This window comes from Streptomyces virginiae (assembly GCF_000720455.1).
Taxonomy (GTDB): domain Bacteria; phylum Actinomycetota; class Actinomycetes; order Streptomycetales; family Streptomycetaceae; genus Streptomyces; species Streptomyces virginiae.
This window is the reverse complement of sequence record NZ_JOAK01000032.1, coordinates 1-19,489: the sequence shown is the minus strand read 5'-3', so window position 1 is coordinate 19,489 and position 19,489 is coordinate 1. Positions and strand designations below refer to the sequence as shown.

The window sequence follows — 19,489 nt, the reverse complement described above, 5'->3', positions numbered from 1 at the left end:
GACATGGCATGGCTACTGGCACAGTGAAGTGGTTCAACGCGGCAAAGGGTTTCGGCTTCATCGAGCAGGACGGTGGCGGTGCCGACGTGTTCGCCCACTTCTCGAACATCGCCTCCCAGGGCTTCCGCGAGCTGAACGAGGGCCAGAAGGTCACCTTCGACATCGCGCAGGGTCAGAAGGGCCCGACGGCCGAGAACATCGTTCTCGCCTGACGCTGACGCGTGGTTCGTAGCTGGGGCCCGCATCCCTCGGGGTGTGGGCCCCAGCTGCACGTATTTCCCGCAGTGGTTCGACCTGCGAGAACGTAGCATTCCAGGGATGCCGCCTCCTCCGCGCCGTCCCCGTTGACTTTCCGGATCCATTTCCGTGAGACATCGCCTGTTCCAGTGATTCTGCCCGCATGGATTTTCTGCGGTCACATCGACTGTCGCATTCATTTCGGCTCGTTCTCGTGATTCCCCGCGCTGCTCTTTCCGTGGAGGGAATTCCTTGATGCGTGCCGTATCAAGGAAGGTTCTGCATGAACCCCACGCGTACGAACAACCGTTCTTCCCGTACCCGAGGCCGCACCGGGGCCCCCGCTTTCGGGTCCGGCTCGGGCTCGGGCTCGGGTCGGGGCAACCGCTTCGGTTCGTCCGCCCCGGCCCGTTCGGGGGGCCCGAGCCGCTCGGGTGGCGGCCACGGCCGACGCCCCGCCGCGGTACCCGGTGAGTTCGCCCTGCCGAAGACGATCACTCCCGCGCTGCCCGCGGTCGAGGCGTTCGCCGATCTCGACCTGTCCGCCGAGCTGCTGGCCGCGCTCGGTGCCCAGGGGCTGTCGGTGCCGTTCCCGATCCAGGGCGCGACCTTGCCGAACTCCCTCGCCGGCCGCGACGTCCTCGGCCGAGGACGTACCGGCTCCGGCAAGACCCTCGCCTTCGGCCTGGCGCTCCTGGCCCGCACCGCCGGACGGCGCGCAGAGCCGCGTCAGCCCCTGGCACTGGTCCTGGTCCCGACCCGGGAACTCGCCCAGCAGGTCAACCAGGCCCTCGCACCCTACGGCCGCGCCGTCGGACTGCGTCTGACCACCGTGGTCGGCGGGATGCCGATCGGCAGGCAGGCGAGTGCGCTGCGCGGCGGAACCGAAGTCGTCGTGGCCACCCCGGGGCGCCTCAAGGACCTCATCGACCGCGGCGACTGCCGGCTCGACCAGGTCGCCGTCACGGTCCTCGACGAAGCCGACCAGATGGCCGACATGGGCTTCATGCCGCAGGTCACGGCGCTCCTGGACCAGGTGCGCCCGGACGGCCAGCGGATGCTGTTCTCCGCGACCCTGGACCGCAACGTCGATCTCCTGGTGCGCCGCTACCTGACCGACCCCGTCGTCCACTCCGTGGATCCCTCGCAGGGCGCGGTCACCACCATGGAACACCACGTCCTGCACGTCCACGGCACGGACAAGCAGGCGACCACCATCGAGATCGCAGCCCGCGACGGCCGGGTGATCATGTTCCTCGACACCAAGCACGCCGTGGACCGCCTCACCCAGGACCTGCTCCACAACGGGGTCCGCGCTGCCGCCCTGCACGGCGGCAAGTCCCAGGGCCAGCGCACGCGCACCCTGGCCCAGTTCAAGACCGGGCACGTCAGCGTGCTCGTCGCCACGAACGTCGCCGCCCGGGGCATCCACGTCGACAACCTCGACCTCGTCGTGAACGTCGACCCGCCGGCCGACCACAAGGACTACCTCCACCGGGGCGGCCGCACCGCCCGCGCCGGCGAGTCCGGCAGCGTCGTCACGCTGGTCACCCCCGGCCAGCGCCGTGAGATGACCCGCCTCATGACCGCGGCCGGCATCGTTCCCCAGGCAACTCAGGTCCGCTCCGGCGACGACGCGCTCCATCGCATCACCGGTGCGCGCACCCCCTCGGGCGTCCCCGTCACCATCACCGCGCCGGTGTCGGAGCGGTCCAAGCGCAGCACGGCCTCCCGCGGCCGGCGCAGTTCCGCCTCGGCGGCCCGGCGCGTGGCCGAGCGCCGGACAGCCTTCGACGCGGCGGCCTGAGAACCCCTCGATCGCCCAAGCCGGCCCAACCCCGCAGGAGGCACGATTTTGACGCTGATCCAGATGCCGTTCCGCTCCCGCAACGCAGACCCGGGCCAGAGGACGGCGGGCGACGCCCCGGAGGCGGGCGTCCCGCAGATCTGTGACGACATGACGGTCGAAGTGGCCCTGTCCGTCATGGCCAGTGCCCGCGAGGGGCATCTGCTCGTCTGCGACCCGTCCGGTGTGTACACCGGACGGGTCACCCAGGCCCAGCTCGCCGCCGTCCGGGCCGGCGACGCGTACACGGACCGGCTCAGGCTGCGCGACGTCCCGGCCCTCGCAGGCTGAACCGCCCCGCTGCCGGACCATTCCCCTTCTGCCTGTGAGGCACCATGCGCTGCGTCATCGCCCGCTTCCCGTTCGACCTGACCAGGAACGGCGTCCTGGAATCGATGAAGGGCGTCAAGCCCGAGGAGGTCACCGGTGAGTCCGTGACCATCGGCCGCCGCACCTACCCCGCCAAACAGGTCGGCCAGGTCATCACCCGCCAGGACCGCCGCGACTTCAGCGCCGGCGAAGTCCTGCGGGCCATGACCCAGCTCGGCTTCACCTGCCGGGGCCTTCCCCGGGCCGCGGCGCCCGCCCGCGTCCTCAGCCCGCTGGAGCACGCCTCGGCGATGCTCGGCACCGCGGCCGTCTGACGGCCGACCGGGGAAGGCGCGCGTCGGCACCCGGCGCACGCGCAGGGCCCGACCGGCACACAGCCGGTCGGGCCCTGCGCGCATGTCGGGGCGGCGACGCTCACCCGCCGGATCCGGAGGTCGGGGCGGTACCGGAGTCGGCAGATGGTGTAGAAGTTCCTTCGGGGCCCTGGTGCCGTACGGCATCAGGGCCCCTCCACGCGTCCCATGATTGAGGTGCAATGACAGCAGACGACTCGTTCGACCGGCTCGACGACGACGACTACCCCGCCTACACGATGGGCCGGGCCGCCGAGATGCTCGGCACCACCCAGGGCTTCCTGCGGGCCATCGGCGAAGCCCGCCTGATCACCCCGCTCCGCTCCGCGGGCGGTCACCGCCGATACTCCCGCTACCAGTTGCGCATCGCCGCCCGTGCGCGGGAACTCGTGGACCAGGGCACCCCCATCGAGGCGGCCTGCCGCATCATCATCCTCGAAGACCAGCTCGAAGAAGCCCAGCGCATCAACGCCGAATACCGCCGTGCCGCCGAATCCACGGACCCACCGGCCTCGGCCTGAGCGACCCCTCAGACCACCGAGAGCAGGTCCACCACGAAGACGAGCGTGGAACCCGCCGGGATCAAGGGCGAGGGGGACTGGTTGCCGTAGCCGAGGCGCGGGGGAACGATGATCTCGCGCCGACCGCCGACCCTCATCCCCCTGATTCCCCGGTCCCAGCCCTTGATGACCCTGCCACCACCCACGGCGAACTTGAACGGCTGCTCCCGGTCCCAGGAGGCGTCGAACTCCGCTCCGGACTCGAAGGTCACCCCGACGTAGTGAACCCGGACGACCCTGCCCGGCTTCGCCTCGGCCCCGTCCCCCACGACGAGGTCACGGACCGTCAGCTCCTGCGGAGCTTCACCCCCCGGAAGTTCGATCACGGGCTTCGTCGGTTCGGTCATCGCGGCCTCCTCGCTCTCCGCCGGAAGCTCGCGTACGGACCAGCCGGCGCACGGTCACTCCATGCAGTGGACGATCACGCTACGACACCGACGCCGGTCCGTCCCACCCGGCCCGTCGACGACAGCGCTCAGAACCTTCGCCCAAGCTCCCCGCGGGACCCGGTCACCAAGGCCGCGGAGAAATTCCGGCGGGTGCCCGGCAACCTTTCGGGCTCCGGCGGCAACTGAGGGGTGAACAGTGCACCTCACCCCAAGGAGCCACCGCCCATGTCCGCTTCCCCCCATCGCCGACCCACCGGACGCCGCAGGTTCGCCCTGGTCGGAGCGGCCACCCTGGTCGCCGCCGGTCTCGGCGCCGTGCCGCTGGTCGTGACGGCGGACGCCGTGGCCCCCGCCGACCTCGCCCACGGCGTGCTGCCCGCCCGGGACGGCTGGGCCGCGAGCGGCACGGGCACCACCGGCGGCCGGGCTGCGGCCACCGCACGCGTCTTCACCGTCTCCACCCGGGCCGAGCTGGCGAGAGCTCTGGCCGCGGGCCCGGCCGACGCCCCGCGGATCGTCCGGGTCAAGGGCCTGATCGACGCCAACACCGACGACAGCGGGAAGTCGCAGAGCTGCGCGGACTACGCCGCGGGCACCGGCTACTCGCTCGACTCCTACCTCAAGGCCTACGATCCCGCGGTCTGGGGCCGTGCCAAGGTGCCGTCCGGCGCTCAGGAGAACGCCCGCAGGGCGGCCCAGGCCAGGCAGGCCGCCCGCATGGTGTTCCCGGTGCCGGCGCGGACCACCGTCGTCGGCGTCCCCGGCACCGGAGCGGGCATCACCGGCGGCAGCCTGGTGGTGAAGAACGCCGACAACGTGATCATCCGCAACCTGTCGCTCACCGACGTCCGGGACTGCTTCCCGCAGTGGGACCCGACCGACGGCTCCACCGGCAACTGGAACTCCGCCTACGACGCCGTCAGCCTGCGCGGCGCCACCCATGTCTGGGTCGACCACAACAGCTTCTCCGACGACCCGCACCCGGATTCCGCCAACCCGGTCCACTTCGGCCGTGAGTACCAGGTGCACGACGGTGCCCTCGACATCACCAACGCCTCCGACCTGGTCACCGTCGGATACAACACGTTCAGCAACCACGACAAGACGATGCTCATCGGCAGCAGCGACAAGGACACCAAACTGCGGGTGACGCTCCACCACAACGTCTTCCGGGGCGTCGTCCAGCGGGCCCCTCTCGCCCGGGTGGGCCAGATCCACCTGTACGACAACTACTACGACACCACGGCGTCGGAGGGCTACGCGCACAGCTACAGCGTCAACTCCCGTGCCGGCGCCCAGGTCGTCGCGCAGAACAACCACTGGAAGCTCTCCTCCGACCGGAAGACCTCCCAGCTGCTCAGCGGCGACGGCACCGGAGCCGTCGCGGGCAGCGGCAACCTCGTCGACGGCGCCCCCGTGGACCTGGTCGCCGCCCACAACTCCGCCGACACCGGGAAGAAGATCAAGACCACCGTCGGCTGGCGGCCCACCCTCACCGCCGGACTGGAACCCGCCGCCGGACTGCCGACGAAGCTTGCGGGGAAGGCGGGGGAGGCGGGCGCCGGCGTCCTCACCGAGACCGGCGGCAAGGCTCCCGCCCCGTCCGGTTCGGCCGGCGGCCGTACGCTGACGGTCGCCGCCGACGGCTCCGCAGACCACCGTTCCGTGCAGGCCGCCGTCAACGCCGCCGCTCCGCGCGACACCGTCCTCGTCTCGCGCGGCACCTACCGGGAGACGCTGAACGTCCCCGCCTCCAAGCAAGGGCTGACCCTCAAGGGCGCCACCGGCAATGCCGAGGACGTCGTCATCACCTACGACAACGCCTCCGGCACGCCGAAACCCGGAGGCGGTACGTACGGAACCGCGGGCAGTGCCACCGCGACCTTCTCGGCGAACGACATCACCGTCACCGGCGTGACGGTCGAGAACACCTGGGACAGGTCGGCGCACCCGGACGTCAGGGACACCCAGGCCGTGGCGGTCAACGCGTCGGGCGACCGCCAGAAGTACCTCAACTCGCGTTTCATCGGGCACCAGGACACCGTCCTCAACTGGGCTCCCTCGGCCACCGGCCAGTACCGGCAGTACTTCCGCCACTGCTTCATCGCGGGGGACGTCGACTTCGTCTTCGGCAACGCCACCGCCGTCTACGACCGCGTCAACTTCACCCTGCGCGACCGGGGGGCCGCGACCGGCGGCCACAACGGATATCTCGCCGCGCCGAACACCGATGCGGCCAAGCCGTACGGGATCCTCATCACCGACAGTACGATCAGCAGCCCCGCCCGGCCCGGGACCTACTACCTCGGCCGGCCCTGGCACCCCGCCGAGAGCGCGGTCGGCCGGCTCGTCATCCGCAACACGAGCCTGCCCGCAGCCGTGAAGACCGAGGGGCCGTGGACCGACATGGGGGGCTTCTCCTGGAAGTCCGCCCGGTTCGCCGAGTACGCCAACACGGGCCCCGGCGCCGGCAGCGGAGCGACCCGGCCCCAGCTCGGCCCGGACCAGGCCGCAGCCCACACCGCCCGCGCCTACCTGGCCGGCACCGACGGCTGGAACCCGACGGGCTGATGGGCGCCACTGTGCGGACCGGGCCCGGGCGCACCGAGGTGTCCGAACGGGCACTCGAACGGACTGCTACGCTCCGGCACCTGCCTGAGATCGCCCCCGTCGCACCGAGAGGCCGTACCGAGGCCATGACCGAAGACGAGGCGGCCGCGGACTTCCGCGCGTTCTTCGAACGCCACCACGCCGAACTCTCCCGCCTGGCGTACCTGCTGACCGGAGAGGCGGACGCGGCCGACGACCTCGCCGCCGACGCGATGGTCGCGCTCTGGCACCACTGGGACAGGGCCCGCCGCGCCGACTCCCCGGCCGCCTACGCCCGGGGGATCGTCGCCAACCTCGCCCGCAGCCGGATCCGGAGCACGGTACGTGAGCGGCGCCGCGTCCTGCTGTTCTGGTCGCACCGCCCGGAGCGGACCGACGGCCCGGACATGGCCGCCGTCATGGACGTGCGGGCCGCGCTGGACACGCTGCCCTTCCGCAAACGCGCCTGCGTGGTACTGCGGCACGCCTTCGACCTCTCGGAGAAGGACACCGCGGCGGCGCTCGGGATATCGGTGGGTACGGTGAAGAGCCAGACCTCGAAGGGGACGGCGGAACTGCAGCGGCTGCTCGGCGCCCGGGCCGCGGACGAGCTGGTGGGAAGGGGAACCCGGTGACCGACGAACTGCGCGACCTGCTGCGCGGGAGCGCCGAAGCCCACCTGCCCGACCGGGCCCGCATGCTGGCCCGCGTCGAGCGCGGCACGGCCCGTCCCGGCGCCGCCCACCGACCACGGGCACGCGAGCGCATCCGCGCCCTGTACTGGCCGAGGACCGTCCTCGCGACCCTGGCCACCGCCGGCACCCTGACGGTGAGCGCCCTCACGGTGGTCGCTGTCGTGCACACCCCGGACCCGCCACGGAATCCGACGGCCGCCGCCCCGACGCCCGCCGCCCCGTCCGCCGCCGCCCCGTCCGCCACCGGCCGCACGGCGCCGCCGACCGAGGGCAGCCGGACCGAGGACGGTCCACTGTGGGCCGACGGCTCCGTCGACCCCCACAGCAACGCCTATTGGGCTCAGAGCAACGTCACGCTCAAGGCGAGGGCGCCGCTCACCGCGCTCGTCGTCGAGCTGCGCATCGCCCTCACCGAGGGGGTGAAGGACACCGGTAGCTGGCGGACCCGCCCCGCAGGGGACTTCGACCTCACCGCGCGCGAGGAGGGCGGCTTCCTGGTCTACCGGTGGACCCTCAGACCCGGCAGGACCGTCCCGTCCGGCGAGCACGTCTTCGCCGGCCAGTACGACCACGCCGCCGGCGGACGCGACGCGAAGGACGACACCTACCGGATCGACGCCACTGCCGGTGCCGCGCAGGGCGGAGCCGCCGTATGGGGCGGGTTCGCGTAGGACGCCTCCACACCCCCGACCATCTAGGATGTCGGCCGCGCGTTGATGTCGCACGCGGTCGACGTCACGCCGGGTCGTGCCGCATGTGTGCGGTCTTGCGTCCGTGAGCCGACCGACCGGATCCGTCCGGGTTGCTGTTCCTACGGGGGAGAACTTCGGTGTTCGGAATCATCAGGCCGTGCCGTCATCGCCTGGGCGAGGGCTTGCGTACCGAGTGGATGGCGCATCTGTGCGGGCTGTGCCTGGCTTTGCGCAGCGAGTACGGGCAGTTCGCGAGGGTGGCCACCAACTACGACGGCCTGATCCTCTCGGTGCTGACCGAAGCGCAGTCGCAGCGCCCCGGGGACTGGCGGCGGGGTGCCGGGCCGTGCCCGCTGCGCGGGATGCGGTCGGCGGACGTGGCGCAGGGTGAGGGGGCGCGGCTGGCGGCGACGGTGTCGCTGGTGCTGGCCGCAGCGAAGATGCGTGACCACGCGGCCGATGGTGACGGCCTGGTGGGCCGCCGCCCGGTGGCGCTGGCGGCACGCCGGATCGCCCACGCCTGGGACCGTGCGGGCGTCGCAGGCGGCGAACGACTCGGCTTCGACACCGCGCTGCTGCTCGCGGCGGTCGAACGCCAGCCGGACGTCGAGCGGTTGACCGGCCCCGGTGGCTCGCTGCTGACGGTCACGGAGCCTTCGGAGACGGCGACCGCGGCCGCCTTCGCGTACACCGCAGTGCTCACGGACCGCCCGGGCAACGCCGAACCGCTGGCGGAAGCCGGCCGGCTGTTCGGTCGGCTGGCGCATCTCCTGGACGCGGTGGAGGACCTGGACGCGGACGAGGCGTCCGGCGCGTGGAACCCGATCGCCGTGACCGGCGCGGACCGCGCCGAGGTGCGCCGGCTCTGCGACGACGCCGTTCGTGGGATCCGACTCGCCCTGACCGACGCCGTGTTCGTCGACGGGCGGTTGGCGCGGGCGCTTCTGGGCGCAGAGCTGGAGCGTGCCGTCGACCGGGCCTTCGACTCGCGGCCTCGTCACCATCAGCACCGCCGCCGCCAGGTGCGGGGCCTGCCCATGCTGTCCTGGCTGGGCCGCCGTGCAGAGACGCAAACGCCGTCGGGAACCGGCACCGGCACCGGCACGGCCTGCGCCGTGGGGGAGCTTGCGGGCGCGGCCCCGGACGGTGGGGTGACGGCGTCGGGCCGGCCGCCGGAGGGACAGTGCCGGCGGTGTCGCGAGTGGCGCCGGCTGTGCGGCGATTGCAGATCGTGCTCCACCTGCTGCAGCTGCAGCGAGGACGACGGCCAGGATGACGCAGAGCCCTTGCAGTTCGGCGACGGCAACCGCAACGGCGGCTCGACGAGCCGGGACGGTTCCGGGAGTGAGGGTTCCGGGAGTGACGGCTGGTTCGGCGGCCGGGGCGGCGGCAGCTCGGGTGGCTCTTCCGGCGGTTCGGGCGGTGGCTCGGGTGACGGCTGCGGCGGCGGTGGCGGCGGCTGCTGCAATCCGTGCAAATGCTGCTGCGACTGCTGCGACTGAACGACACCCCGCCCGGAGGGAAGGAAGGCTGCGCCTGCTGCCCGTCGTCCTGGAGCTCGGCGCCGGACTGCTCCAGAAGCCGTGTCCTGGCCGTTCCGGGTCGGCAAAATGGTTTGAGCCCGGGCGGCGGCACCGACAGGATCGGGGAACACCGATGAGTTCTTCCCGGCGCCGCGGTCTGTCAGTGTGACCTGCCCACACGCGGAGGACACTCAGATGACGGAAGGCACCATGCCCGCACCCCACGCAACGCCCACCCTCCCGCCCGCCCGTGTCACCGCCGTGCTGCGGATTCTGGTGCTGTCCACGTTCGTCGTCCTCCTCAACGAGACGATCATGGTCAACGCGATCCCGCGGCTCATGCGCGACTTCGAGGTCACCGCAGCCGCCGCAGGGTGGCTGTCCACGGCCTTCATGCTCACCATGGCCGTCGTCATCCCGGTGACGGGGTGGTTCCTGCAGCGCGTGACGACCCGAACCGCGTTCGGCCTCGCCATGGCACTGTTCCTCGCCGGCACGGCTCTGGCCGCGGCCGCGCCCGCCTTCCCCGTACTGCTGGCCGCCCGCGTCATCCAGGCCAGTGGCACCGCCGTCATGATGCCGCTGCTCATGACGACGCTGATGACCCTCGTGCCCCCGCACGACCGCGGCCGTGTCATGGGCAACATCACCCTCGTCATCTCCGTCGCACCCGCCCTCGGCCCCGCCGTCTCCGGTGTGCTGCTGCAGCTGGGGTCATGGCGCCTGCTATTCCTGGCCGTGCTTCCCATCGCCGGAGCCATGGCCGTATTCGGTCGGCGCAACCTGGTCAACATCGGCGAACCGCAGGCCGCCCCCATCGACTGGATGTCCGTCCCCCTGGCGGCAGCGGGCTTCGGCGCCCTGGTCTACGGCCTGAGCGGGCTCGGTGCCGAGAACGCGGCCCAGTCGCCCGTGCCCCCGGAGGCCACCACCCTGGCCGGCGCAGTGCTCGTAGGACTGTTCGTGTGGCGACAACTGGCACTGCAGCGCTCCTCCAGCCCGCTGCTGGACCTGCGTGCACTGACGTTCCGTCACTTCTCCGTGGCTCTGGGCCTGATGTGCCTGTCCTTCATGGCCCTCATGGGTGCGTTCATCCTGCTGCCGATCTACCTGCAGGAGGTGTGCGGCCTGACCTCGCTGCAGACCGGGCTGCTCCTCATCCCCGGAGGCCTGACCATGGGCCTGCTCGGACCACAGGTCGGCAAGCTCTACGACCGACTCGGCGCACCACGCCTGGTCGTACCCGGAGCCGCACTCACAGCGCTCTGCCTCGCGCTGTTCACCCTCGCGGGTGAACAGACCTCGCCGTGGCTGGTGCTCGCCCTCCACGTGGCCCTGAGTGCGGGCATGGCGTTCGTCTTCACCCCCGTTTTCACCTCCGGCCTGTCCGTACTGCCGCCGCACCTCTACCCCCACGGCTCCGCCATCCTGGGCTCGCTCCAACAGGTCGCGGCAGCCGCCGGCACCGCCCTCGTCATCAGTGTGATGTCGGGACACGCCGCCACGGCAGCGGCCGGGGGCGCCGACGCCACCGGCGCTCTCGCCACGGGCATCCGTTGGGGATTCGGCATCGGCGCCGTGATCGGCGCCCTGGCCGTGCTGGTCGCGTTGCTGATCCGCACCCCGCCCGCTCCGCAACAGCCTGCTGCGGCGCAGGCCCAGGACGAAGAGGGCACCACGACGAACAAGACCGCCCACACACCCACCTGACACCCGGGTGACCGGCCCGGTGAAGCGGGACATCGGAGGCGAGCGAACTCCGCAACGGCCCGGCTTCGCTAGCCGTCCCGAGTCCACGGCGCGCTGCCTGACCGGCCTTCGTGCAGGTCAGGCACCGCCCTGACGTTCTCAGAAGAAGCCGAGCCTCTTGGGGGAGTAGCTCACCAGGAGGTTCTTCGTCTGCTGGTGGTACAGCACCCAGACCCATTCTGGCCAGGCGAAACGACAGTCGGTGAGGCCTTCTGCCAGGGGCTGGCCCGGGAATGTTCCGGATCTTGGTACGTTCCGGCCCGGGCGGCCGGGATCGGGCAGTCCAGCACGCCCACCTGTCGGGCCGCCGCGTCCCGTGCCTGAATCTCGCGCGGGTTGCGCGGGGAGAGCCAGGTCCTTCCGAGGTCCGGTGGGCGGGTCGGCGTGCAGAGTGAGAACGGCCGACGTACGGGTGAAAGGTCCGAACCGATACCGGGAATCAGGCGGCGACGAGCTCCTGATCGCGGTCCGGCGCATCGACCTTGGGCTTCTTGTTCGGCAGCGAGAGCCGGAAGACCTTGCGCCACGCGGAGAACACCTGCTTGGGCAGCGGCCCGGTGACGTACTCCAGCTCGTACTTTTCGAACAGCGCGCGCACCTTCACCGCGACCTCGGCGTACCGGTTGCTCGGCAGGTCCGGGAACAGGTGGTGCTCGATCTGGTGCGACAGGTTGCCGGTCATGAAGTGCATGGCCCTGCTGCCGCTGATGTTCGCCGAGCCCATCATCTGGCGCAGGTACCACTGGCCGCGCGTCTCGCCCTTGATCGACCGGCGCTCGAAGGTCTGAACGCCCTCGGGGAAGTGCCCGCACATGATCACCGAGTGGGACCAGATGTTGCGGACCAGGTTCGCGGTGAACGTGGCGGCGAGCGTGGTGAGGAAGGACGGGCCCGACAGCAGCGGGTGGATCACGTAGTCCTTGAGCACCTGCTTGCGGATCTTGCGGCCCACGGCCTTGGCCCGCGCGCGGAACTCCGGGGTGTTGCGGCGGCGCTTGTGCAGGTTCTTGCCGAGCTCCAGGTCGTACGCCGCGATGCCGTACTCGAAGAAGCAGGCGTTGATGAAGTTCCACAGCGGCTGGCCGAGGTGGAACGGGTGCCACTTCTGGTCCTCGTCGACGCGCATGATGCCGTAGCCGAGGTCGTTGTCCTTGCCGATCACGTTGGTGTACGTGTGGTGCAGCTCGTTGTGCGAGTGTTTCCACTGGTCGGCCGGCGAGACGTGATCCCATTCCCAGGTGGTGGAGTGGATCTTCGGGTCCCGCATCCAGTCCCACTGGCCGTGCAGGATGTTGTGGCCGATCTCCATGTTGTCCATGATCTTCGCCACGGACAGCCCGGCGGTGCCGAGCAGCCACGCGGGCGGGAAGAACGAGAACAGCAGCACGCCCCTGCTGACCAGCTCGAGCTTGCGCTGCGCCGAGATGACCTTACGGATGTAGGCGGCGTCCTTCTCGCCACGGCTGGCGATCACCTCGTCGCGGATCGCGTCCAGCTCGCGGCCAAGCTCTTCGATCTGCTCCGCGGTCAGGTGGGCGGTGGGGTCGATGGCGGTCAAGGTGCTCCTACCGTTCGATGTCGCAGGGGCCCGCCGCGGCGGACACGCAGGTCTGGATGAGGACGCCCGGCTCGGCCTCGGTGATCTCGCCGGTGCGCAGGTCGCGGACGGCGCCCGCCTTGAGCGGCGTGACGCATCCGAAGCAGATGCCCATGCGGCACCCGGACGGCATGAGCACGCCGGCCTCCTCGCCGATGTCCAGCAACGGCGTTGCGCCGTCCGCCTCGACGGTCTTGCCGGTGGCGCTGAACGTGACCTCGCCGCCGTCGCCGGCGGCGACGATGCCGGGGCGGAAGCGTTCGGTGTGCAGGCGCTCTCTGACGCCGCGTTCGCTCCAGAACTCCTCGGCGGCGTCGAGCAGGCCCGCGGGCCCGCAGGCCCAGGTCTCGCGCTCGGCCCAGTCGGGTACCAGTTCGTCGAGTCGGGCGATGTCGAGCACGCCGTCCGTGTCGGTGTGCACCTCGGTGAGCCGCAGCTTCTTGGCCGCGACCAGGTCGTGCAGTTCGTCGCGGAAGATCACGTCTTGCGGCTGTGGCGCGCTGTGGATCATGACGACGTCGTCGAAGTCGATGTCGCGCAGCATGCCCATCACGGGCGTGATGCCGCTGCCGGCCGTCAGGTAGAGCACCTTGGCGGGCTTGGCCTCCGGCAGTACGAAGTCGCCGGTCGGCTGGTCGAGCTGGACCAGCGTGCCGGGCTTCGCCCTGCGGACCAGGTGGTTGCTGACCTTGCCGTCCGGGATCGCCTTCACGGTGATCGTGACGCGGCCGTCCTGGCGGTTCGTCGGCGAGGTGATGGAGTAGGCGCGCCACAGGCGCCGCCCGTCGACGTCGACCCCGATCCGCACGTACTGACCGGCCGTGTGGCCGCGCCAGCCCCTTCCCGGCCTGATCACGATGGTCGCGGCGTCAGCCGTCTCGGGGTGCACGGCCTCGATGCGCCCCCGCAGGTCGGCACCCGCCCGCAGCGGGCTGACCAGGTCGAGGTAGTCCGACGGCAGCAGCGGCGTCGTGACCATCTCCAGCAGTTTCCACGCCCTACTGCGGAGGGCTGCACTCGTCATGGCTCCAGCTTGCTGCGCCTCACGGCGTAAGGTCCTGACCGTAGGACGTGAATCTGATCGGCAGAATTGTTCGCAGGGAACAAAAACGTGAGCCATGTAACCCGGAGGGCCAGCGAGCTGGCCCTGGATGAGACGACGGTCACCGTACTTCGGGCCGCGCTGAAGACCACCGCCGACGAGGTCGTCCAGGCGATCATCGACGAGGTCCCTCCCTACGCCAACGCCCTTTCGGGACGCATGGGCGCCACCATCCGCCGCGCCGTCCGCACGGCCCTCGGGCACTACCTGGACCTCGCGAGCGGGAACGCCACGGGCGGCGACGGCGGTGACGCGGCCTACGAGCTGGGGCGCGGCGAGGTCCGCGACGGCCGTTCGATGGACGCTCTGCTCAGCGCCTACCGCGTCGGCGCCCGCGTGGCCTGGCGATGCCTGGCAGCGGGGGCGGTACCCGCAGGCCTGCCCGCCGCCGAGGTCGCCAAGTTCGCCGAGCTGACCTTCGCCTACATCGACGAGCTCTCCGCCGCGAGCGCCGCGGGCCACGCCGACGAACTGGCCGCCCGGGGCCGGGACCACGAGCGCCACCTGGAACACCTGGCCCGCGACCTCCTTGCCGACGCGAGCCCGGACGTGCTGCTGGCCTCTGCTCAACGGGCCGGGTGGCAGCCTCCGGTTTCGCTGACCGCGGTCCTGCTGCCCGCCACCCAGGCCCGGCCCGCCTACCGCGCGCTCGACCCGAGCACCCTCGTTCTCGACGATCTGCCGGACGCCACCGGTGTGCTGCTCGTCCCCGATGCTGACCGGTCACATCTCTTGCGGCAGCTGACCGGACGCACCGCCGTGGTCGGCCCGGCCCGGCCATGGACTCGAGCGTCCGCCTCGTACGCACGAGCCGCACGCGCCCGCTTGCTCTCCTCCGATATCCGCGACACCGAGGACCACCTGCCCGAGCTGGTGCTGAGCGCCGACGCGGACGTGCTCGCGGACCTGCGTGCCCGAGCCCTCGCACCGTTGCGGACCCTGCCTGTCGCGACCGCACGGCGGCTGGAGGAGACGTTGCGGGAGTGGCTGCTGCACCAGGGCAGGCGGGACGAGGTGGCGGCGGCGTTGTTCGTCCATCCCCAGACCGTCCGGTACCGGATGTCGCAGCTGCGGGAGCTTTTTCCGGATCTCGCATCGCCACACCGGGTCCTCGAGCTGACGATGGCGGTCGGTCTTCGGGTCAGCTGACGTGTACCTCGACCGCGGGAGAGGGGCTGGACGAACCGGGAGGAACAGAAAGGGTTGACACCCGTGTCGAGCGGGTCGAGCCGACGGCGCCTGACGGGCGAAAGCCCAGGTCAGGCGCCGTCTTTCAGGCTCTAAAAGAAGCCGAGCCTCTTGGGGGAGTAGGAGACCAGGAGATTCTTCGTCTGCTGGTAGTGCTCCAGCATCATCTTGTGGGTCTCGCGGCCGATGCCCGACTGCTTGTAGCCGCCGAAGGCCGCGTGGGCGGGGTAGGCGTGGTAGCAGTTCGTCCAGACGCGGCCCGCCTGGATCGCCCGGCCCGCGCGGTAGGCCGTGTTGACGTCGCGGGTCCACACGCCCGCGCCCAGGCCGTACGCCGTGTCGTTGGCGATGCGCACCGCGTCCTCGAAGTCCTGGAAGGCGGTCACCGACACCACCGGTCCGAAGATCTCCTCCTGGAAGATCCGCATGCGGTTGTCGCCCTCGAAGATGGTCGGCTGGACGTAGAAGCCGCCCGCGAGGTCGCCCTCCAGTTCCTGGCGGCGGCCGCCCGTCAGGAGTTTCGCGCCCTCCCGCTGGCCGATCTCCACGTACGACAGGACCTTCTTCAGCTGCTCCTCCGAGGCCTGGGCCCCGATCATCGTGTCCGTGTCCAACGGGTGGCCCGGCACGATCAGTTCGGTACGGGCCACGGCCGCGTCGAGGAAGTCCCCGTACCGGCCCCGCTCGATCAGGGCCCGCGAGGGGTTCGTGCACACCTCGCCCTGGTTGAGCGCGAACATGGTGAAGCCCTCCAGGGCCTTGTCGCGCAGGTCGTCGTCCTGCGACCAGATGTCGTCGAAGAACAGGTTCGGGCTCTTGCCGCCCAGTTCGAGCGTCACCGGCTTCAGGTGTTCGGCCGCGTACTGCATGATCAGCCGTCCCGTCGCCGTCTCCCCGGTGAAGGCGACCTTCGCCACGCGCGGACTGGACGCGAGCGGCTTGCCCGCCTCCTCGCCGAAGCCGTTGACGACGTTCACCACGCCCGGCGGCAGCAGGTCCGCGACCAGGCCCAGCCAGTAGTGGACGGAGGCCGGGGTCTGCTCGGCCGGCTTGAGCACCACGGTGTTGCCCGCCGCCAGCGCGGGGGCCAGCTTCCACACGGCCATCAGGATCGGGAAGTTCCACGGGATGATCTGCCCGACCACGCCCAGCGGTTCGTGGAAGTGGTAGGCGACGGTGTCGTCGTCGATCTGGCTCAGCGCGCCCTCCTGCGCACGCAGCGCGCCCGCGAAGTAGCGGAACTGGTCGATGGCCAGGGGCAGGTCGGCCGCCAGGGTCTCGCGCACCGGCTTGCCGTTCTCCCAGGTCTCGGCGACCGCGAGGGCCTCCAGGTGCTGCTCCATCCGGTCCGCGATGCGCAGCAGGACCGACGAGCGGTCGGCGACGGAGGTCCGGCCCCAGGCGGGCGCCGCCGCGTGCGCCGCGTCCAGCGCCCGCTCCACGTCCTCGGCGGTGCCCCGCGCGACCTCCGTGAAGGTCTGCCCGTTGACCGGCGAGGGGTTCGCGAAGTAGCGGCCGCGGGCGGGCGGGACGTACTCGCCGCCGATGAAGTGGTCGTAGCGGGACGCGTACGACATCAGCGACCCCTCGGTACCGGGCGCAGCGTAACGGGCCATGGTGTCCTCCCCTGCCGGGCGCCGGCCGCCGTCGGACAGCGCTGCGGTGGAGGCTAGGAGCGGGCAGGTTGCGGATACGTTGCACGCCGACCGCGCCCGCCCGGCCGGGCACCCCCCAGGTCCCCCAGCTCACGGTCCAGGGCGCGTACCCGGGCCAGCGCGGCCGGCCTGGCCTCGGGCGGCAGCGCCGCCGCCAGCGCCCGCCACGCCTCCGGGTCGTCCGCGCCCCACGCACTGCACACCCAGTCGGCCAGCAGCCCCGCGTCGGCCCGCGCGATCAGGGCCGCCCGCGTCTGGTCCTCGATCCGCCGGCGCAGCCGGACCACCCCGGGCGCCGTCGAGGCCGGCAGCAGCGGGCCGGGGTAGTGGTGGAGGGCCGCGGAGACGGCTCCGGCCGCCAGCCGCCGGGTCAGGGCGGTGAAGTCCGCATCCAGCGGACCGGCCGTGCGATAGGGGCGCGACAACGGCGCCGCGGGTCCCAGCAGCGCGCGCAGCCGGGACATCTCGGCGCGCAGCGTGACCGGTGACACCGACTCGTCCTCGTACACGGCGATCGCCAGCTCCTCGCCGGACAGGCCCTCGGGATGCTGCGCCAGCAGGGCCATGATCTCGCTGTGCCGGCGTCCCAGCCGCACCCGCCGGCCACCGGTGACCAGCAGTGCCTCGTCCCGGCCGAGGGCCGTGAGGGTGTCCCGCGCGGCCGGCGGCCCACCGTCGAGCAGGGCCAGCCGGTCCTCCGCCGCCCGGGCCACCGCCCGGACGAACGCCAGGGAGTGCGGGTGCGCGAGCCCGTCGCCGCCGGTGATGTCCACCGCGCCCAGCACCCCGCCCGTCCGCGGATCCCGCACCGGCGCCGCCGCGCAGGTCCACGCGTGCACCCGGCGGCTGAAGTGCTCGGCCCCGAAGACCTGCACGGGCTCGCCCACCGCGACCGCCGTCCCGGGGGCGTTGGTCCCCATCGCCGACTCCGCCCAGCGGGTGCCCGGGACGAAGCCGAGGCCCTCGGCGCGCCGCAGGGTGGCCGGTTCGCCCTCCACCCACAGCAGGCTGCCCCGCGCGTCGCACACCGCCAGCAGGTACGCCCCGTGCGCGGCGAACGCGCCGACGAGGTCCCGGAACAGCGGCATCACCCGGGCCAGCGGGTGCTCCTCCCGGTACGGGCGCAGCTCCGCCTCCGCGAGTTCCACCCGCGGTGCGCACTCCGGGCTCAGCCGGGCCCGCGCGCACCGCCGCCAGGACCGCGCGATGACCGCCCTGACCGGGGTCTCCACCCGCCCGTCCCGGGTGAACGCGGCGTGCGCCCGGCGCAGTTCCCGCGAACGGGCGGCCGGATCGGCCCCGTCCGGCAGTGCCACCGACGGATCCCGGTCGCCCATGTCACCCTCCCGTGGTGCCGCGGTACCCGGAGCGCCCCCATCGTCGTCGCGCCGCCGAGCCCCGGCAAGCGGTACGTCGGCCAGGGCGCGGGCCCGCTCCGGCCGGTCGGCGCGCCACGGGTACGGCTCGCTGCCGCAGCCCTCCCCGCCTCAGCCGGCCGGGTCGGCGGCCGCCAGTGCCGACGCCGGGTCCGGGGCCGGCGGGCCCGAGGGGATCCACCGCCCGGCCTCCCGGCGGTACGGCCACCAGCGCCCCTCCCGGCCCAGCCGGATCTGCCGGCCCGTCCCCGGAGACGTCCAGCGGGCCCGGACCCGGCGAAGCACCGGAGCCTCCTCCTCCGCCCAGGCGGCGGCCAGTGCCGTCCGGGCACGGGCCAGCGTCGTCCGGTCCGGCGTCCAGTCGTCCTCCAGCGCCGCCAGGCCCGGGGCCGCGCCGAAGCCCCAGGCGCGTACGGCCAGTTCCATGTCGGCCCGGCTGCGCCCGGTAGCCGCCGCCAGACGGGAGCGGACCCGGACGTCATCGGCCTCCCGCGTGAGTCGTACGGCGTCCTGCGCCTGCGTGAGCACGGGCGGTACGGCGCGGTCGGCGTGGCCCGGAGCGACCGCCTCCGCCAGCAGCCGGAAGGCCTCGGCCGCGGCCGCCCGCGCGAGGAACTCCACCGCGTCCACGTCGAGCCCGTCCGGTTCCGCCTCCGTGTCCAGGGTCGGCGGCTGCCCCGGCGCCCGCGGCGGTTCCGGCAGCGGGGGCAGCGGCGGCAGGCCCGCACGCGCCGCCCCGTACGCCAGGTCCGCCGGGACACCCGCGTCGGCGGCCACGTCCGCGTCCGGGGTCTGCGCCGGGGCGTTCGCGGCGCTGCGCGCCTCCAGCCCGTCCAGCAGCTGCCGTTCGCCCCGGCCGCGCAGGAGCAGCAGGACGAAGGGGTCCTGGTCCAGCAGCCGCGCCACCTGGTAGCAGAGCGCGGCCGTGTGTGGGCAGTGGTCCCACTCGCCGCAGTCGCAGCGCGGGTCGAAGTCCCCGATGCCGGGCAGCAGTTCCACCCCGGCCGCCGCCGCGTCCTCGGCCAGCTCCGGCGGAACCTCCCGGTCCAGCAGCGCCGCGATGTAGCCCGACTCCGCGGCCGCGAGCCCCAGCAGCCGGTCCCACTCGGCCTGCGAGAACTCCTGCACCAGCACGTCCGTCCGGTGCGCCGTCCCGTCCCGGTCGCGCACGACCGCGGTGAGCCCGCCCGGGCGCACCGAGACGGTCCCCACCGCGCCGGAGCGCGCGACGCGGCGGCCCAGGCGCACCTGCTCCCCGTCGAGCGCGCTGTCCTCCAGGGCGCGCAGCCAGGCATGGCCCCACCAGGTACGGGCGAAGCCCCGGCCGGGTGCGGGCGGAAGCGCCGCGAAGGTCTTCTCGTACGGGTCCCCGGTGCTCATCGCGTACTCCCCGTGGCCGGGCGCAGTGCCACGAGCTCGGCCAGTTCGGCGTCGGTCAGTTCGGTCAGCGCGCTCTCGCCGCCCGCGAGCACGGCGTCGGCCAGGGCCCGTTTGCGTTCCAGGAGGCGTGCGATGCGGTCCTCGACGGTGCCTTCGGCGATGATCCGGTGGACCTGTACGGGCTGGGTCTGGCCGATGCGGTAGGCGCGGTCGGTGGCCTGTTCCTCG

16 protein-coding genes and 3 pseudogenes are annotated in these 19,489 nt (G+C 72.1%); 12 read left to right on the top strand and 7 right to left on the bottom strand.

Annotated features, from left to right (window positions below; genetic code table 11):
* Positions 1 to 8: 8 nt before the first annotated feature.
* The 5 genes and pseudogenes from IG86_RS0132540 (at position 9) to IG86_RS0132520 (ending at position 3,287) form a co-directional block, all read left to right on the top strand.
* Entirely contained in the window at positions 9 to 212 is a 204-nt protein-coding gene (locus IG86_RS0132540) for a cold-shock protein (RefSeq protein ID WP_030831492.1), read from the top strand.
* A gap of 308 nt (positions 213 to 520) precedes the next feature.
* Positions 521 to 2,044, top strand: a complete 1,524-nt coding sequence (locus IG86_RS0132535; protein WP_030901766.1) for a DEAD/DEAH box helicase — start codon at positions 521 to 523, stop codon at positions 2,042 to 2,044.
* Between the two features lie 48 nt (positions 2,045 to 2,092).
* Positions 2,093 to 2,356 (top strand): annotated as a pseudogene (locus tag IG86_RS0132530) (CBS domain-containing protein); the annotation flags it as partial.
* A 62-nt stretch (positions 2,357 to 2,418) separates the two neighbouring features.
* On the top strand, positions 2,419 to 2,727 hold the full coding sequence (locus tag IG86_RS0132525) for an SCO5918 family protein (protein ID WP_030831500.1): 309 nt from the start codon (positions 2,419 to 2,421) through the stop codon (positions 2,725 to 2,727).
* A gap of 221 nt (positions 2,728 to 2,948) precedes the next feature.
* Positions 2,949 to 3,287, top strand: coding sequence for a MerR family transcriptional regulator (locus tag IG86_RS0132520; RefSeq protein ID WP_030831503.1), 339 nt, complete (start codon positions 2,949 to 2,951; stop codon positions 3,285 to 3,287).
* An 8-nt stretch (positions 3,288 to 3,295) separates the two neighbouring features.
* Here the strand turns inward: IG86_RS0132520 and IG86_RS0132515 are convergent, their stop codons facing one another.
* Complete coding sequence (locus IG86_RS0132515; RefSeq protein WP_030831506.1) at positions 3,296 to 3,673, bottom strand: FKBP-type peptidyl-prolyl cis-trans isomerase; 378 nt, start codon at positions 3,671 to 3,673, stop codon at positions 3,296 to 3,298.
* Positions 3,674 to 3,940: 267 nt separating this feature from the next.
* Between IG86_RS0132515 and IG86_RS45635 the strand changes: the two are divergent.
* The 6 genes and pseudogenes from IG86_RS45635 to IG86_RS0132490 form a co-directional block, all read left to right on the top strand.
* Positions 3,941 to 5,290: pseudogene (locus IG86_RS45635) on the top strand (pectate lyase family protein); the annotation flags it as partial.
* A 51-nt stretch (positions 5,291 to 5,341) separates the two neighbouring features.
* The gene (locus IG86_RS45630; protein ID WP_199814511.1) at positions 5,342 to 6,286 is read left to right on the top strand and encodes a pectinesterase family protein; all 945 of its coding nucleotides are present in this window, start codon (positions 5,342 to 5,344) and stop codon (positions 6,284 to 6,286) included.
* Positions 6,287 to 6,411: 125 nt separating this feature from the next.
* Positions 6,412 to 6,939 (top strand): SigE family RNA polymerase sigma factor, encoded by a 528-nt coding sequence (locus tag IG86_RS0132505; RefSeq protein WP_030831510.1) that lies wholly within the window; start codon positions 6,412 to 6,414, stop codon positions 6,937 to 6,939.
* Positions 6,936 to 7,670, top strand: a complete 735-nt coding sequence (locus tag IG86_RS0132500; RefSeq protein WP_030901760.1) for a hypothetical protein — start codon at positions 6,936 to 6,938, stop codon at positions 7,668 to 7,670. The genes IG86_RS0132505 and IG86_RS0132500 overlap by 4 nt, the downstream gene beginning before the upstream one ends.
* 158 nt (positions 7,671 to 7,828) lie before the next feature.
* On the top strand, positions 7,829 to 9,193 hold the full coding sequence (locus IG86_RS40315) for a DUF5685 family protein (protein ID WP_030901757.1): 1,365 nt from the start codon (positions 7,829 to 7,831) through the stop codon (positions 9,191 to 9,193).
* 216 nt (positions 9,194 to 9,409) lie between these two features.
* Complete coding sequence (locus tag IG86_RS0132490) at positions 9,410 to 10,924, top strand: DHA2 family efflux MFS transporter permease subunit (RefSeq protein WP_234348836.1); 1,515 nt, start codon at positions 9,410 to 9,412, stop codon at positions 10,922 to 10,924.
* Positions 10,925 to 11,402: 478 nt separating this feature from the next.
* Here the strand turns inward: IG86_RS0132490 and IG86_RS0132485 are convergent, their stop codons facing one another.
* Positions 11,403 to 12,521, bottom strand: coding sequence for a fatty acid desaturase family protein (locus tag IG86_RS0132485; protein WP_030831520.1), 1,119 nt, complete (start codon positions 12,519 to 12,521; stop codon positions 11,403 to 11,405).
* Positions 12,522 to 12,528: 7 nt separating this feature from the next.
* Positions 12,529 to 13,584 carry a ferredoxin reductase gene (locus tag IG86_RS0132480; RefSeq protein WP_030831523.1) on the bottom strand — a complete coding sequence of 352 codons (1,056 nt, stop codon included), beginning with the start codon at positions 13,582 to 13,584 and terminating at the stop codon, positions 12,529 to 12,531.
* A gap of 87 nt (positions 13,585 to 13,671) precedes the next feature.
* On the opposite strand from IG86_RS0132480, the gene IG86_RS0132475 reads away from it, so the two are divergent.
* Complete coding sequence (locus IG86_RS0132475; protein WP_030831526.1) at positions 13,672 to 14,811, top strand: PucR-like N-terminal domain-containing protein; 1,140 nt, start codon at positions 13,672 to 13,674, stop codon at positions 14,809 to 14,811.
* Between the two features lie 131 nt (positions 14,812 to 14,942).
* Here IG86_RS0132475 and exaC read toward each other — a convergent pair whose 3' ends face one another.
* The 4 genes and pseudogenes from exaC to IG86_RS39310 all read right to left on the bottom strand — a co-directional run.
* A complete protein-coding gene (gene exaC / locus IG86_RS0132470; protein WP_030901753.1) occupies positions 14,943 to 16,466 on the bottom strand; it encodes an acetaldehyde dehydrogenase ExaC in 1,524 nt (507 codons plus the stop codon).
* 53 nt (positions 16,467 to 16,519) lie between these two features.
* Complete coding sequence (locus IG86_RS0132465; protein ID WP_030831532.1) at positions 16,520 to 17,842, bottom strand: helix-turn-helix domain-containing protein; 1,323 nt, start codon at positions 17,840 to 17,842, stop codon at positions 16,520 to 16,522.
* A 150-nt stretch (positions 17,843 to 17,992) separates the two neighbouring features.
* Positions 17,993 to 19,261 (bottom strand): SWF or SNF family helicase, encoded by a 1,269-nt coding sequence (locus IG86_RS0132460; protein ID WP_037849536.1) that lies wholly within the window; start codon positions 19,259 to 19,261, stop codon positions 17,993 to 17,995.
* Positions 19,258 to 19,489 (bottom strand): annotated as a pseudogene (locus IG86_RS39310) (DEAD/DEAH box helicase); the annotation flags it as partial. The pseudogene IG86_RS39310 and the gene IG86_RS0132460, both read right to left, overlap by 4 nt.

What these genes read in the sequence shown, in the direction of transcription:
- IG86_RS0132540 (WP_030831492.1), top strand. Translation starts at nt 9, where the DNA reads ATGGCTACTGGCACAGTGAAGTGGTTCAACGCGGCAAAGGGTTTCGGC.
- IG86_RS0132535 (WP_030901766.1), top strand. Translation starts at nt 521, where the DNA reads ATGAACCCCACGCGTACGAACAACCGTTCTTCCCGTACCCGAGGCCGC.
- IG86_RS0132525 (WP_030831500.1), top strand. Translation starts at nt 2,419, where the DNA reads ATGCGCTGCGTCATCGCCCGCTTCCCGTTCGACCTGACCAGGAACGGC.
- IG86_RS0132520 (WP_030831503.1), top strand. Translation starts at nt 2,949, where the DNA reads ATGACAGCAGACGACTCGTTCGACCGGCTCGACGACGACGACTACCCC.
- IG86_RS0132515 (WP_030831506.1), bottom strand. Translation starts at nt 3,673, where the DNA reads ATGACCGAACCGACGAAGCCCGTGATCGAACTTCCGGGGGGTGAAGCT.
- IG86_RS0132505 (WP_030831510.1), top strand. Translation starts at nt 6,412, where the DNA reads ATGACCGAAGACGAGGCGGCCGCGGACTTCCGCGCGTTCTTCGAACGC.
- IG86_RS0132490 (WP_234348836.1), top strand. Translation starts at nt 9,410, where the DNA reads ATGACGGAAGGCACCATGCCCGCACCCCACGCAACGCCCACCCTCCCG.
- IG86_RS0132480 (WP_030831523.1), bottom strand. Translation starts at nt 13,584, where the DNA reads ATGACGAGTGCAGCCCTCCGCAGTAGGGCGTGGAAACTGCTGGAGATG.
- exaC (WP_030901753.1), bottom strand. Translation starts at nt 16,466, where the DNA reads ATGGCCCGTTACGCTGCGCCCGGTACCGAGGGGTCGCTGATGTCGTAC.
- IG86_RS0132465 (WP_030831532.1), bottom strand. Translation starts at nt 17,842, where the DNA reads ATGGGCGACCGGGATCCGTCGGTGGCACTGCCGGACGGGGCCGATCCG.
- IG86_RS0132460 (WP_037849536.1), bottom strand. Translation starts at nt 19,261, where the DNA reads ATGAGCACCGGGGACCCGTACGAGAAGACCTTCGCGGCGCTTCCGCCC.